At 64.8% G+C, this 13,052-nt stretch carries 15 protein-coding genes; 7 read left to right on the top strand and 8 right to left on the bottom strand.

The annotated features are described in order from the left end of the window. Positions 1-23: 23 nt before the first annotated feature. Genes NW855_RS13470 through NW855_RS13460 form a run of 3 tightly spaced genes read right to left on the bottom strand, consistent with a single transcriptional unit; the run spans position 24 to position 2,083 of the window. Positions 24-926, bottom strand: a complete 903-nt coding sequence (locus tag NW855_RS13470; RefSeq protein WP_414508916.1) for a zf-HC2 domain-containing protein — start codon at positions 924-926, stop codon at positions 24-26. Then, positions 916-1,560 carry a sigma-70 family RNA polymerase sigma factor gene (locus tag NW855_RS13465; RefSeq protein ID WP_414508915.1) on the bottom strand — a complete coding sequence of 215 codons (645 nt, stop codon included), beginning with the start codon at positions 1,558-1,560 and terminating at the stop codon, positions 916-918. The genes NW855_RS13470 and NW855_RS13465 overlap by 11 nt, the downstream gene beginning before the upstream one ends. A 22-nt stretch (positions 1,561-1,582) precedes the next feature. After that, positions 1,583-2,083, bottom strand: coding sequence for a DUF4446 family protein (locus NW855_RS13460; protein ID WP_414508914.1), 501 nt, complete (start codon positions 2,081-2,083; stop codon positions 1,583-1,585). Between the two features lie 45 nt (positions 2,084-2,128). Between NW855_RS13460 and NW855_RS13455 the strand changes: the two genes are divergently transcribed. Then, positions 2,129-2,869, top strand: coding sequence for a segregation and condensation protein A (locus NW855_RS13455; RefSeq protein ID WP_414508913.1), 741 nt, complete (start codon positions 2,129-2,131; stop codon positions 2,867-2,869). A 138-nt stretch (positions 2,870-3,007) separates the two neighbouring features. Here NW855_RS13455 and NW855_RS13450 read toward each other — a convergent pair whose 3' ends face one another. Beyond that, positions 3,008-3,562 carry a Uma2 family endonuclease gene (locus tag NW855_RS13450; protein ID WP_414508912.1) on the bottom strand — a complete coding sequence of 185 codons (555 nt, stop codon included), beginning with the start codon at positions 3,560-3,562 and terminating at the stop codon, positions 3,008-3,010. 120 nt (positions 3,563-3,682) lie between these two features. Between NW855_RS13450 and gcvT the strand changes: the two genes are divergently transcribed. From gcvT to NW855_RS13425, 5 genes are all read left to right on the top strand, one after another. Then, on the top strand, positions 3,683-4,759 hold the full coding sequence (gene gcvT, locus NW855_RS13445) for a glycine cleavage system aminomethyltransferase GcvT (RefSeq protein WP_414508911.1): 1,077 nt from the start codon (positions 3,683-3,685) through the stop codon (positions 4,757-4,759). Positions 4,760-5,400: 641 nt separating this feature from the next. Continuing rightward, positions 5,401-6,363, top strand: a complete 963-nt coding sequence (locus NW855_RS13440) for a hypothetical protein (protein ID WP_414508910.1) — start codon at positions 5,401-5,403, stop codon at positions 6,361-6,363. Positions 6,364-6,473: 110 nt separating this feature from the next. Beyond that, positions 6,474-8,063: a hypothetical protein gene (locus NW855_RS13435; protein WP_414508909.1), complete on the top strand. Its 1,590-nt coding sequence runs from the start codon at positions 6,474-6,476 to the stop codon at positions 8,061-8,063. 94 nt (positions 8,064-8,157) lie between these two features. Then, the gene (locus tag NW855_RS13430) at positions 8,158-8,496 is read left to right on the top strand and encodes a hypothetical protein (protein WP_414508908.1); all 339 of its coding nucleotides are present in this window, start codon (positions 8,158-8,160) and stop codon (positions 8,494-8,496) included. An 84-nt stretch (positions 8,497-8,580) separates the two neighbouring features. Continuing rightward, positions 8,581-8,799, top strand: coding sequence for a hypothetical protein (locus NW855_RS13425; protein WP_414508907.1), 219 nt, complete (start codon positions 8,581-8,583; stop codon positions 8,797-8,799). 57 nt (positions 8,800-8,856) lie between these two features. Here the strand turns inward: NW855_RS13425 and NW855_RS13420 are convergent, their stop codons facing one another. Next, complete coding sequence (locus tag NW855_RS13420) at positions 8,857-9,732, bottom strand: DUF58 domain-containing protein (protein WP_414508906.1); 876 nt, start codon at positions 9,730-9,732, stop codon at positions 8,857-8,859. A 75-nt stretch (positions 9,733-9,807) separates the two neighbouring features. Between NW855_RS13420 and NW855_RS13415 the strand changes: the two genes are divergently transcribed. Then, positions 9,808-10,575 (top strand): tetratricopeptide repeat protein, encoded by a 768-nt coding sequence (locus NW855_RS13415; protein WP_414508905.1) that lies wholly within the window; start codon positions 9,808-9,810, stop codon positions 10,573-10,575. A gap of 155 nt (positions 10,576-10,730) precedes the next feature. On the opposite strand, the gene NW855_RS13410 is transcribed toward NW855_RS13415, so the two are convergent. The 3 genes from NW855_RS13410 to NW855_RS13400 all read right to left on the bottom strand — a co-directional run. Beyond that, positions 10,731-12,260 (bottom strand): NAD(P)H-hydrate dehydratase, encoded by a 1,530-nt coding sequence (locus NW855_RS13410; RefSeq protein WP_414508904.1) that lies wholly within the window; start codon positions 12,258-12,260, stop codon positions 10,731-10,733. Then, positions 12,257-12,565 (bottom strand): 4a-hydroxytetrahydrobiopterin dehydratase, encoded by a 309-nt coding sequence (locus tag NW855_RS13405; RefSeq protein ID WP_414508903.1) that lies wholly within the window; start codon positions 12,563-12,565, stop codon positions 12,257-12,259. The genes NW855_RS13410 and NW855_RS13405 overlap by 4 nt, the downstream gene beginning before the upstream one ends. Before the next feature lie 62 nt (positions 12,566-12,627). Next, positions 12,628-13,052, bottom strand: a 425-nt coding sequence (locus NW855_RS13400) for a hypothetical protein (protein ID WP_414508902.1), incomplete at its 5' end; no start/stop codon positions are given.

Genomic DNA, 13,052 nt, shown 5'->3' with positions numbered 1-13,052 from the left:
TGATTCCTGCTATCGCCTCGGCGTCATCGGCTCACGACGCGCCAGAAGTCGCCGTGCCGCTTGACCGCGTAGTTCGAGCCGATGAGTAGCTTCTGCAGCGCGTCTTCGAGTGTGGCGTCCTGCACATCCAGCACGACCAGCGGCTCTTCGCCGTTGGGGACCCACTCAATCGGCGTCTGGTACGCGCTGGCGAGTTGGCGCAGGGCGTCGCCGAGTTTCGCTTGCAGGCGCAGGCTCGCCAGTTTCGCTTGCGGGTAGCCCGCGGGCACATACAGCACGCGCGATTGCCCCTCCAGCGTCCAGCGCAGGGTCAGCACGCGCTCGCCCGAAGTGTGCAGCAGCGTCTGCAGGGGGATTTCGACGGTCTTGCCAGGCAGCAGCCGTCCGCTCCAGACCACGATTGGCTCGGTCTTCGCGTCACCTTCGGGTGCGTAGCGCAGTTCGGCGGTCGCCTCGCGGTTCATGCGCGCCTCCAGCACGGGCACGCGCGCGCCGTCGGCGGTGGTGCGGTACTCCAGAAACACGCCCGCCTGCACGGGCTGCGGCGTCTGCACAGGCGGCTTGGGTTTCGCGCCGAAGCCAAACGCGGCTTGCACGCCGTCCGATTGCGCGGCAAAAAAGCCCATGATGAACAGCCCCGCTGCCACTGCCGCCGCGCCTGCCCAGCGCCAGAGGGCGATGCGCCCTTGCGCCTCACGCGCGCGCGTGTTCGCCCGCACATGGGTCATAATCCGCGCGTGCAAATCGGCAGGGGGCGCAACTTCGGGCATTGCGCTCAGCCCGCGCCAAATCGCTTGCGTAAACTGCGCCTCGCGCTGGCACGCCGCACACCCGCGCAAGTGCGCCTCGACGCGCTCGCGCATCGCTTCGCTCAAAGACCCCTCGCAATAGTCGTTCAGCAGGCTCCTCACCTGTTCACAGCGCATCGCTCGCCTCCTGTGGCACTCCAGTCATAGGACTCGCCTCCATGCCAAAAAGTTCCCGATACGGCTCCAGCAGTTGGCGCAAGGCGTTTCGGGCGCGGTTCAGGCGCGACTTAATCGTGCCCAGCGGCAGCCCCAGAATCTGCGCAATCTCCTCGTAGGGACGCTCCTCGATATGGAACAGCACGACCATCACGCGCTGGTATTCGGGCAGCTGCTGGATGGCTTCCATCAGCACGCGCCGCTGCTCCTGTTGCAGGGCGTGCCCCATAATGTCCACGCTCTCGTCTTCAATCGGCAGCTCGTAGGGTTCGTCGTCGTCTTCGGTGGGCATCTCCAGCGGCAGGTGCTGGTGGCGCGCCTCGCGCTTGCGAAAATCGAAAAACACATTGCTCACCACGCGATACAGCCATGTGGAGAGCTGCGCGTCGCCGCGAAAGCGTTTCAGCGAGTTATACATCCGCAGGAACGCTTCGGCGGCGACATCGGCAGCGTCGTCGGGGTTGTTCGTCAGGCGGTAGGCGAGTTGGTACACTTTCTGCTCGTAGCGGCGCACCAGCAGGTCGAACGCGAACTCGTCGCCTTCCTTGAAGCGTTCAATCAGCACCTCGTCGCTGCTGTAGTCGTAGATGCTCATGCCCTCCGCCTGTTCGCCCGCGCTACTTGGATAGACTCGCCTCGCGCAGCGCGTGTTGCTCCTCGTCGGACAGCCCGATGCTGGAGGCGCGGCTTTTTATCGGCTTGGCGTAGACGCGCATCTCGTGGCGGCTGTGAATGCCGCTGATGACTACGCCGTCGCCATGCTCGTTCAGCACTGCCAGCGCGAAGCTCTGCTGCCCGCCGATGTCGGGGAAGGCGTCGTAGCGCACCAGCCCGACCCGCTGCAGACAGCGATTCGTTTGACTCTGCAACTGTTCCAGATGGTTCCCGTGCGCTTTGAGGGTCTCTTCCATCAGCGACACGCGGCGCAGGGTCTCGTACAGGGTATGCTCCAGCGAGCCGCCCTCCGAGTGTTGCATCAGTTGCTTCCAGCGGCGCATGAACGCGCCCCAGCGCAGTGCCTGCACCAGGTTCCACACTGCCAGCGCCGCCACGGCGACCAGTAGCCCGACGGTCACTTGCGGTTGCTGCGCCCACTCCACGATTGCTTCCCAGTTCATAGCCCTTCGGGAATTGTACCTGTCCAGAGGTATAATCGCGCCTCGATGCGTCGGTTCCACATCGGCTCGCCCGAATGGTCGCCCCCGCGCGTGCCGCTGCAGTTGCCGTTGGGCTTCGGCTCGCTGGGCTGGCTGGCGCACCTGATTCGCAAGCACAAGCTCGACCTGACGGAGGTAGACCTTGCGCCCGTCGCGCAGGCGTGCTACGACTACTGGCGCGAAGTGGGCGACATGGACGAGGCAGGCGACGCGCTGGCGACGCTGGCGTACCTGACGGAACGCAAGGCGCAACGCCTGCTCGCGCCTGACCCAGAGCCTGAACTCGACGATGAAGCGGAGTGGCTCGCGCCCGCGCGCCTGCCTGATATGTACCTGCGCTTGGCGGAGCATCTGCGACAGCGCGAAGGCGAGCGGATGCAACTGTTTTTTCGCGGCGGCGCGATTGACCCCCGCGACTACGAACTGCCGCCCGAATTCGGCGCGGAGCTGCCCGACCAGCTCTGGCTCGCCTTCAAACGCCTGCTGGCACAGCGGATACCCCTCCCCGACGCGATCCCGCACCGACGCTACTTCTCGCTGCACGCGCGGATGATCGAGATTCGCGAGCGATTGCATGGCGCGGCGCAGCCCCTGCCGTTCGACGCGCTCGCGCAGGACGCGCTCGATGTGCTGGACTTGCTGGTCTCGTTTCTGGCGATGCTCGAACTGTGGCGTCTGGGGCATATTGCAGTGAGCATCGATGAGGCTGGGGGTGTGTGGCTGGAGGCAGCAGTAGTTAATGGGTAAGAGAGCATTCGCCTTCGTGCGCAGATTAGCCTCTGCACTTCGCGAGAGCAAGCGACGCCTGACAGGACATCTACGACCCGCGTCGGTAGCGGTGGGTTGGTGTGGCGTAGATTAGTGCGGTAGGGGGCAGTGTACCCCCTACCCAAACAATTCTCGCACGGGGATTTGCAGGTTTGGTAGCACAGGCGCGCCGTACAGGGTGTCGCGTTCGGTAAGCGTCTGCGCTTGCCCGTGCGAATCCCACACGGTCACAGTGCGCTGCTGCGGGTCAACAACCCACACCACCTGCACGCCTCCCGCCAGCCATTCACGCGCCTTGTCGTGAACTGCACGCTCCGTATCAGAGGGCGAGACCACCTCCACCACAAGGTCGGGCACAATCGGGCAGAAGCCGCTGGGCAGCCCGCCTTCGGGAATGCGCTCCCTGCGGATGAAGGCGACATCGGGGGCAAGCACGCTCTCTCCTGCGGGGGTGCGTATCACAAAACCCGTCTCGGCAGCAAGCAACTCGCCTTCATCCGCGCCCATCAGATACGCGCCCAATCGCACATTAATCCGCGCCGTCGTTTGTCCGTGTCGTGCGCCTGTCGGCATATACTCACGCACCTCCCCGCGCCACAGCTCAGCGCGTTTGCCCAGATAGCGCCGTTCGAACTCCGCAACGCTCAACTGCTCCTGAACCGCGTGAGACATTCGCGTCACCTGTGAGAGTGTACCCTACGCTCTATCGCACCGCTGTTTCTCGGGCAAGGGCGTAAGGATACTGCCAAGGGGTGGGTAGGAACTCTGCCTCGCCTCGCGAATCCCCGTCTTATGCAACGCACAGCACTCTACGCGGCGCACCTGCAGGCAGGCGGGCGGATGGTACCCTTCGCGGGCTGGGGGATGCCCGTGCAGTACGCGGGCATCCTGCAGGAGGTGCAAGCCGTGCGCCAACGGTGGGGCGTGTTCGATGTGAGCCATATGGCGCGCGCCTACTTTCGCGGCGCGGACGCCCGCGCGTTCCTGAGCCGCCTTGTGCCCTCCGACCTCGGCAAAGTCGCGCCGATGACGGGACAATACACCGTACTGACCAACGAGCGCGGCGGCGTCGTGGACGACATCATCCTCTACGAACTTGCGCCCGACGAGTACCTGATGGTGTTCAACGCTGCGAACCGCCAGAAGGACTTGGACTGGTTCCACCGCTGGCAGGGCGAGTGGGGCATGGGGGTGCAGATTGACGACCAGACGGAGCAGACGGTGATGCTGGCGGTGCAGGGACCTGAGGCGACGGCGCGGTTGAGTGCGCTGCTGGGCGCGCCGCTGGGCGAGACGCCGCGCTTCGGGGCAACCTTCGTGGCGTGGGACGGTGTGCAGTTATTCGCTGCGCGCACGGGCTACACAGGCGAGGACGGCTTCGAACTGATTGCCCCTGCGCAGGCGGGTGTGCGCCTGTGGGACGCGCTGCTTACGGCTGGGGCGACCCCATGCGGGCTGGGCGCACGTGATGTGCTGCGCACCGAAGCGGGACTGCACCTGTACGGGCACGAACTGACCGACGACACGAACCCCATCGAGGCGGGGCTGGGCTGGCTGGTGAGCGAGCGCATTGACTACATCGGCGCGGAGGCGATTGCGCAGGCGAAGCAGCACGGCGTCGCCCGCAAACTGATGGGTATCCGCCTGCTGGAGCGCGGCGTGCCCCGCGAGGGCTACCCCGTACGCATCGACGGCGCACCCGTCAGTACGCTGACCAGCGGCGTCTACTCGCCCACGCTGGAGCAGGGCATCGGCATGGCGTACCTGCCCACCGAGTACGCGAAAGCGGGCACGCCCTGCGCCGTCGAGATTCGCGGCAAAGCTGTGCCCGCCGTCGTCAGCACGCGCCGATTCCTAAAGGGGGGATGACCGTGCAGGCGTTCGAGCGCACGCACGACACGCCCTACCCACCGCGCGAGGCGCGGGTTGCCAGCCGCGCACGCTGGGACGCCTTCGCGCGACGCCTGCGCGAGCATCTGCGCCTGTCGCTGGGGTTGACGCCGAGCCTGCCCGAACCGCCCCTGCGCGCCCTGCGGACGGAAGCGCATCGCGGCGACGGCTACCGCATCGAACGCTTCGCGCTGGAGACGCTGCCTGGTTTCTACCTGACGGGGAGCCTGTTTGTGCCCGACGCGCCCGCCGACGCACGCGCCCCCGCTATGCTGCAACCGCACGGGCACTTTGAACAGGGCAGGCTGAACGAGGCGGATGTGCGGCGCGCCGTCGCGCTGGCACAGGCGGGCGTCTATGTGCTGTCCTACGATATGGTCGGCTACAACGACCAGTTCCAGCTGCCGCACTGGAGCGCGGAGCCGCTGGAGTGGCGGCGGTGGGGCTTCAGCCGCGCGGGACTGCAAACTTGGAACAGCCTGTGCGCGTTCGAATGGCTACGCCAGCAGCGGGAGATAGACCCGCAGCGCATCGGCTGCAGCGGGATTTCAGGCGGCGGCACGCAGACCTTCCTGCTGAGCGCGTTGGAGCCGCGCCTGAGTTGCGCCGCGCCCGTGAAGATGGTCTCCAGCGTTATGCAGGGCGGGTGCATCTGCGAGAACGCGCCGCTGCTGCGCCTGTTCGCGGGCAACCCCGAGATTGCAGGGCTGACCGCGCCGCGCCCACTGCTGCTGATTTCCGACACAGGCGACTGGACGCGCGACAACCCCGATACGGTTGCGCCCCACCTAAAGCGCGTCTACGGGCTGTTCCGCGCTGAGGGGCAGTTCGCGCACGCGCACTACAACGAGGGGCATCAGTGGGGCGCAGAGCCGCGCCGCGCCTACTACGAGTGGATTGCCCGCGTGTGGCGGCTGCCGCGCACGCCGCAAGACCCCGACCTGCGCTGGGAGAGCCTGCTGCCTGCGCTGCGCGTGTGGGGCGACGCGCTACCCAAGCCGAGCGACGCGCCGACGGGCGATGCCGTGCTGCGCCTGTACCAGCGGCTGGCGGGCGAGTCGGTTGCCCGCTGGCGGCGCACGCGCCGATTCGAGGCGGAGGCGCGCGCCGCGCTGCTTAGCATGCTGGGGCTGGAGCGCGGCGACGACGCCCGCGACGACCCCGTGCCCGACGCATGGCAAGGTGTGCTGCCCAGTCGCCGCTACGCTCGCCTTGTGGTCGCACTGGGCGAGGCGAGCGTGCGCCGCTGGCAACGCGACGGCTACGCCATCGTGCGCCTGCCCGAACTGCCGCGCCCCGCGCCCAAGACCGACTACGCCTACCTCGCGACCTACAACCTGACGCCCGACACGGCGCGGGCGCGCACGCTGCTGGGCGTGCTGATGCGCCTCAAGCCGCGTGCGACGCGCCTCGCCGTCGCTGCACACGGCGAGTGGGCGACCCTGAGCGGGATCGCGTGCGCCCTTGCCCAAGTCCCGCTGGACGCGCCGAGCCTCGCCGAACCCGAACCATTAGACCTGCCCTGCTACGACCGTCTCGGCGGCGCAGCGACTCTGAGGCAGATACTTGCTTCCCCTAAGTGAGCCCGCCCGCACAGGAGTCGTCCGCGCTTGCCTCTCTGCTAATCAGGATGGGGTATCTTATCGTCAGCGCGACGGTTGGAGCGTCGCCAATCACAACGGAGGGCTATACTATGCGAATCACACGGCTGACGGCGATTGTCGCCTGCATAATAGCGTTCGTTCAAGTAGCGTTTGCTGCCGACCCTACAATCCGCCTGCGGTTCGAAATCGATACCCTGAGAGGGTACATCTGCCTGCAAGCCCGCGTCAACGACAACCGCGAGCCAGAATGGTTCGTCTTCGACACAGGGGGGAGTGGGTCGCTGCTCCTGCAACCGAAAGCGGCGAGCCGATTGAATATCAGCTACGACAAAGAGGCATGGCAGGCATTCAGCGAATACAGCACGGTTCGGGGAGGCTATCGCGTACCAGAAGTTGTCCTGCGCTTCGATGGAGATATTACCTACCGCGTCCAGAACGATACCTACGTGCTCGCCGAAGACGAGGAGCTTCCGCTTATAGTGGCTGTCGGCAACAAACTCGTCAAGGCGGCGGGAGTAATCGGGATTGGCTTGTTTCCGAAGCGTTATGTAAAGATCTCGTATGACACCCGCGAGCTTATCGTATCGACCACCCCGATGGAGTTAGACGGCTGGCAAGAGGTCACGGCACAGTATAAAGAGAATAGACCGTACATTCAGTTGACGGTGGGTAATCAGCCGATGACAGCCCTGCTGGACAGTGGAGCGGAGGACGGCCTTTGGCTGACTTGCGACCAACTCAAAAAACTTGCCCCCGAAGCGAAGCCCTGCACACCCTCATCCGACTATTTTCCAACGAGGCTTTTTCCACCAACCAAGCTTGGGGAGTTTCCACTCAACCTCCGATTGATTCGTATTAGCAAGAAAGAGAGACCTTACCTGCTGTTCGGCGCACTGGAGATGATCCACTACAACTGGATTATCAACACCGATGGGATGCGGGTTTACGCGAAGCGTCGGGAGCCACTACCGAAAATCCAGATCCGTTCACGTACCTCCGTCCTTTTTCATATCTTCCCTCTGTACTACGAGGAAAGAGGATTTCTCGCGATTCCTGTCCCGCGCGGCGCGCTGTGGCAATCAGGCATAAGAGTTGGTGAGAATCCTGAAGACCTCTGCTTGATCACCGAAGTCAACGGCGTCGTCGTCCCGACTGAACTCAAGGAGGCTACTCAAGAGGAGATGTACGCGAGTTTATTGAGGCTGATGGCAAGTCCTTTCGTGGAGACGGTGCGTCTGCGCCTCCAGTGCAAGGGTCAAGAGCAAGAGTTCACTTTCCAACCATTCGCCGACTACAAACTTTACGAGTCCGTAGAGTCTATTCCTTTCAGAGGGAATATTGACTGGGAGATTGAGTATGATCCAGAGCGCGGTGAGCAATCGCGCCTAACCCTAACCTTTTCAGACCCACGCTGGAGCGCGTTCTACCGTGTGAATGGTCAGCCTGTTGAGCAGCATAACCAAGAGCATCCCCACACGGTTGTGCGCGTGGTTGGGCTACCCGAACAGTTCAGCGTCTTGGACTTTATTGAATACCTGCACACGCAGTTGTTCCAAGGGAGGTCTGTGACCGTCATCTGCTTGAACGAGTCGGGGCAGGAGGTGGAGGTGGAAATTCCGCCGCGCGAGCAAGTGAAACCGCAAGCTGTCTCGGCGGACGGCACTGCCAACGAGCGGTAGCCCAAACCGCGATGCGGATGTAGCGTGCTGTTCCCGCCGAGCGTCTTAGTGTCGAGAGGCAAGCGCGGGGTACAATTGCCTTTGAGGTGCGCCTGTGCGACTGAGCGAATTCAAGCAACGAGTGGAAGCCGAGTTCGGACCGAACCTGCAGAACGCCACGCCCGCGAATGTGCGCGAGTTTCTCGACAAACTCCAGCAGGAGGCGTGGGAGAACCAACGCCGCCACAGCGAACGCTACGAGATGCCCGTCGAAAACGCCCGCACTTACGAAGAGGTCATGAAGGAGTTTTTCATGGATGTGCTGGATCTGCCCGCCGAGCGCGCCGTGATGCTGCTGTGGACGCTTGCGCTGGATCTCACTTTCGCCGCAATAGAACACCAATACTCGGAGGTGTTGGATCCGCTGTTTCGCGGCATGGACGACCCCGAATAGCCGAATCCCGTATTCCGTCCAGTGCAGAGCCTCCCCGAATCGGGCAGAATCTCTCATAGCAACACCATTTGGGGAGGCTGCGCTATGTCTTTCAAGGACGCACAGCAGTATGTTGGGATGGAGTGCGTGGTCGCTTGGCGCGATCGGCGCGGGGATGTCCAGGAGCGGAAACTCTTCATCTCGGATGTGACCTTCGTGCCGCTGTACGGCATCTGCTTGATCACCGACTACATGGAGATACGCCTTGACCGTGTGGTGAATATCCGCGCGGTGGGCGAGGCGGCAGAGCCTGCTGCCGCTTAGGACGCCCCCAACGGGGAAGGAAGGGTGGCGCGGCGTGGGGCAATCCCCTGCGCCGCGTTAGACGCTCAATACGCCCTGCGCGTACAATTCGCGCACCAGCACATCCTGCGGCGCGCGGTCGTTGCGCACCTGAAGGTAGGTTCCCCCAATTCGTCGGCACGCGGTCTGAATCGCCTCGATGTGCGCCTTCAGCCTGCGCTGGTACTCTTGCAGCACGCCGCCCGTCGCCGTGATGTCGATGGCTTCGCCCGTTTCGGCGTCCACCAGTTTCAAGTCGCCCTCCAAGTCGGGGTCTAACTCCACTTCCGAGAGGATGTGCAGTAGCACGACCTCATGTCGGCGGCTGCCCAGCGCGCGCAGCGCGTCGGGGAACGCCTCGTCCAGCCCGTCGGTCAACAGCAGCGCCAACCCGCTGGGCAGGTTCGCATGCGCGAAGCGTTGCACCGCCGCCGCAAGATGCCTGCCGTCGGGCTGTCGCGTGCGCAGCCACTCCAGCAGGCGCGTGTAGGCGACCCTGCCGCGCAGCGGGCGCGTCTCCGCATGCTGATGGTGCAGCGCGGTCGGATACACCGCGTCGCCCGCAATCAGCCCGATGTAGCCCAAGCACGCCGCCAACGAACGCGCCGCGTCGAACTTCGTCGGCTCGCCAAACGCCATCGACGCCGAACAGTCCAACAGCAGATGCACGGGCAACTCCTGCTCGTCCTGATAGGTGCGCAGGTAGGCGCGGTCTAATCGCGCGAGGATGTTCCAGTCCAAGTGGCGCAGGTCGTCGCCGGGAGTGTAGTGGCGGTAGTCGGCGAACTCGATGGAGATGCCCTTGCGCGGCGACAGCCGCTCACCCCGAATCGCCGCTGCGTGCGTCTTCTTCGGCTGGAACCGATACCGCTCCAGCCGACCCAGCACCTCTACCGAGACCCCGTCCCACGCCATACTCTGATTCTACCCTGTCGGCTTCGCGTGCTAATGCGAACCGATACCCTCGCGCCCGCCTGCCATAATTAAGGCATGCGATTCGTTGCGTGGTTGCTTGTGATTGGGCTGGCGTTGGCGGGCTGTGGGCGCACGCAGCAGCAGGCGCAGCCCCAGAAGAGCCTGCTGGAGCAGGGCGTGCAGAAACTGGAGACGCGCGACTATGAGGGCGCGGCGACGCTGTTTCAGCAGTATGTAGATCAGTCGCCCAGCTTCACCGTCGCCCTACAGGAGGTGTACCGCGCCTACATGACGCGCCCCGAACGCCCTGCGGAGCAGGCGTACAAGTTCCTCGTCCAGTACGAGCCGCGCGCGAGCGAAATCCCCGTGCAGATAGACCGCGCAGGCTACTACCAAGTGCTGGGCACGCTCGCGTTCCTTGCGGGCAAACGCGACGAGTACGCCCCCTGGTTCGAAAAAGCGCTGCAGTTAGACCCGCAGAACCACTTGGCGATGAACGACTACGCCTACGCGCTGGCAGAAGACGGGCGCGAGTTGGAGAAGGCGTTGCGCCTCGTGCGGCGGGCGATTGCCATCAAGTCGAATGTCGGCGCGTACCACGACACGCACGGCTGGGTTCTCTACAAACTGGGGCGGTACGACGAGGCGTTGCGCGAGTTGCGTTTAGCGGTGCAGACCGCGCCCGACACGCCCGATTTGCGCTACCACCTCGCCGCCGTGTACGCGAAACTGGGGCGCAAGGACGACGCGCTCGTCGAGCTGGAGAAGGCGCTCGCGCTCAAGCCTGGACACGAGCCGTCGCTGCAACTGCGCAAGGAGTTGCTGGGGGAGAAGGCGAGGTAGTAGTTTTCGCATACTTTTGGAGTGCGGAAGCGTCAGCTTCCGCAAATCGCTGAAGCTGCGCTTTGGAGTGCGGAAGCGTCAGCTTCCGCAAATCGCTGAAGCTGCGCTTCAGCACTCCAAAAGGCTGGGTGAGTACACGATGCGGGCGAGGGCACTCACACCCGCAACCCGCGACTGAGTTCGTCGGCGGTGTAGGCGGGGCGACCGCTGCACGCCAGGCGCGCGCCCGCCTGCCCGTGCAGGTAGACGCCCACCTGCGCGGCAGCGAGCGGCTCCAGCCCGTGCGCCAGCAGCCCCGCAATCGCGCCCGTCAGCACATCGCCTGAGCCGCCCGTGCCCAAGCTCGGCTCGGCGAACGGCGCGACCCATAGCCCCTCCACGCCCGCAATCACCGTGTATGCGCCCTTCAGTACGCACACCGCGCGATACCGCTCGCGCAGCAACTCCGCGCTGCTGTAGCGGTCGTGCTGCACTTGATGCGTCTCAATCTGCAGCAGGCGCGCCGCCTCGCCAGGGTGGGGCGTCAGCACGGTGTGCGTCGGCAGCGGGGTGTCCTTGCCCAGCCGCGCCAGCCAGTTCAGCCCGTCCGCGTCAATCACCAGTGGTCGCTCCAGCGCGCGCCACGCCTCCAGCAGCTCCAGCATCGCCTTGCCGACGGTTTCGTGCCCGCCCAAGCCAGGTCCGAGCGCAAGCACACTGAAGCGCGAAAGCCGCTCGGCGAGCCACTGCACGCCCTGCGGGGTGAGCGCGCCCGTGTCGTCGTCGGGCAGCGGCAGCGTCATCACTTCGGGGTAGAAGCCCGCCACCTGCGGCTGGATACGCGCGGGCGTCGCGACCGTCGCCAGCCCCGCGCCCACCCGCAACGCCGAAATCGCCGCCAGTGCAGGCGCGCCCACCATCCCGACGCTGCCCCCGACCACCAGCACATGCCCGCGATGCCCCTTGTGCGCATCCAGCGGCAGGCAGGGCAGCCGCGCGAGCGTCTCCTGCTCGGTCAGCAGGCGCGCTACACACGGCGTCGTCTCCAGTCGGCGCGGGGGAATGCCTATCGGCGCAATCGCCCACCGCCCGACGCAGTGCGCCCCGTCGTTCTGGAAGAAGCCCGCCTTCGGCAGCGCCATCGTCACCGTATAGGTCGCCCAAATCGCCGTGCCCAGCGCGACGCCCGTGTCGGCGTCCAGCCCCGACGGGATGTCCACCGCCACGACGGGGCGTCCCGACCGATTCACGGCGTCGATCGTTGCGCGCAGGGGCGGGCTGAGTTCGCCGCGTGCGCCGATGCCCAGCAGCGCGTCCACCAGCAGGTCTTCGTCGCGGAACAGCGCGGGGTCAGGCGCGTCGGGCAGCGGCAGCGCGGGGATGCCATACGCCTGCAGGATGCGCCACTGCGTCGCCGCGTCACCGCGAAACTCGTCGGGGCTATGCGCGAGCCACAGATGCACCTGCGCGCCCGCTTCGTGCAAGTACCGCGCGACGACCATCCCGTCCCCGCCGTTGTTGCCCTTGCCCGTCAGCACCGCCACACGCTTGCCCGCAATCGGCGCGAACCACTCGGCGATGCGCTGGAACACGCCGTAGCCCGCGCGCTCCATCAGCACCAGCGACGGGATGCCGTCTTCTTCGATGGCGGCGCGGTCTAACGCCCGCATCTGCTCCGTGTCGACAATCGGAATGCCGCGCATCATACGAGTTGGTCGATCTGCTGTGCCAGTGCGAAGTCCTTCTCGGTCAGCCCGCCTGCCGAGTGGGTGCTTAGGCGCAGCGTCACCTGTTTGTAGCGGATGTCGATGTCGGGGTGGTGGTCGGCGCGTTCCGCCAGCAGCGCGACCTGCACCACAAACCCCATCGCCTCGCGAAAGTTGCGGAAGGTGAAGGCGCGGGCGATTTCGATGCCCTCGCGCGTCCACTGCGGCACGCGCGCCAGATACCCTGCCAACTCCGCTTCGGGAATGCGTTCCATAGCGGTATTGAGGTTCGGCGGGGGACGCAAAACTCCTGTGGAGAAACACGGGGAAAGCGGCGTTCTCAGGCAGGCGATTTGTGGCTCGCGCCCTAAGCGCTCTCGTCATCGGAACGGATGTCCCCGCCAATCCCAAGTTCCCTCATCAGCACTTCCAACACGGCAAGGTTGTGCTGGGGGTACAAGGTTGCGATTGATAAGCATACCTTGAACGCCATCACGCGGGACCAACCGCACAGGGGGAGTAGGGCAAGGAAGGTCGCTGTGTCACCCCGTTGCGCTAAGACGCTCATAATTGCGGGCAATTTCTCCCCCCATCCCACAGGCAGTTCGTACACGACCAACTGCTTCGCCACCTCCCCAGCACCTATTTCTGCTGATGCGCGAGCAACTTGCCAGAGAGCATCGTACCGCGAGCCAGGGCTGCTGATTTGCCTTGCGACTTCCAGTGCCTGCGCAAGTGCTTTCTGCGCCTGCTCTGTCTGCCCCGCCTGCGCCAACGCCAACGCCACCGCAC

The organism is Synechococcus sp. RC10B2, assembly GCF_047502635.1.
Note: the sequence above shows the minus strand (reverse complement) of the source record. Positions and strands in the feature narration are given on the sequence as shown.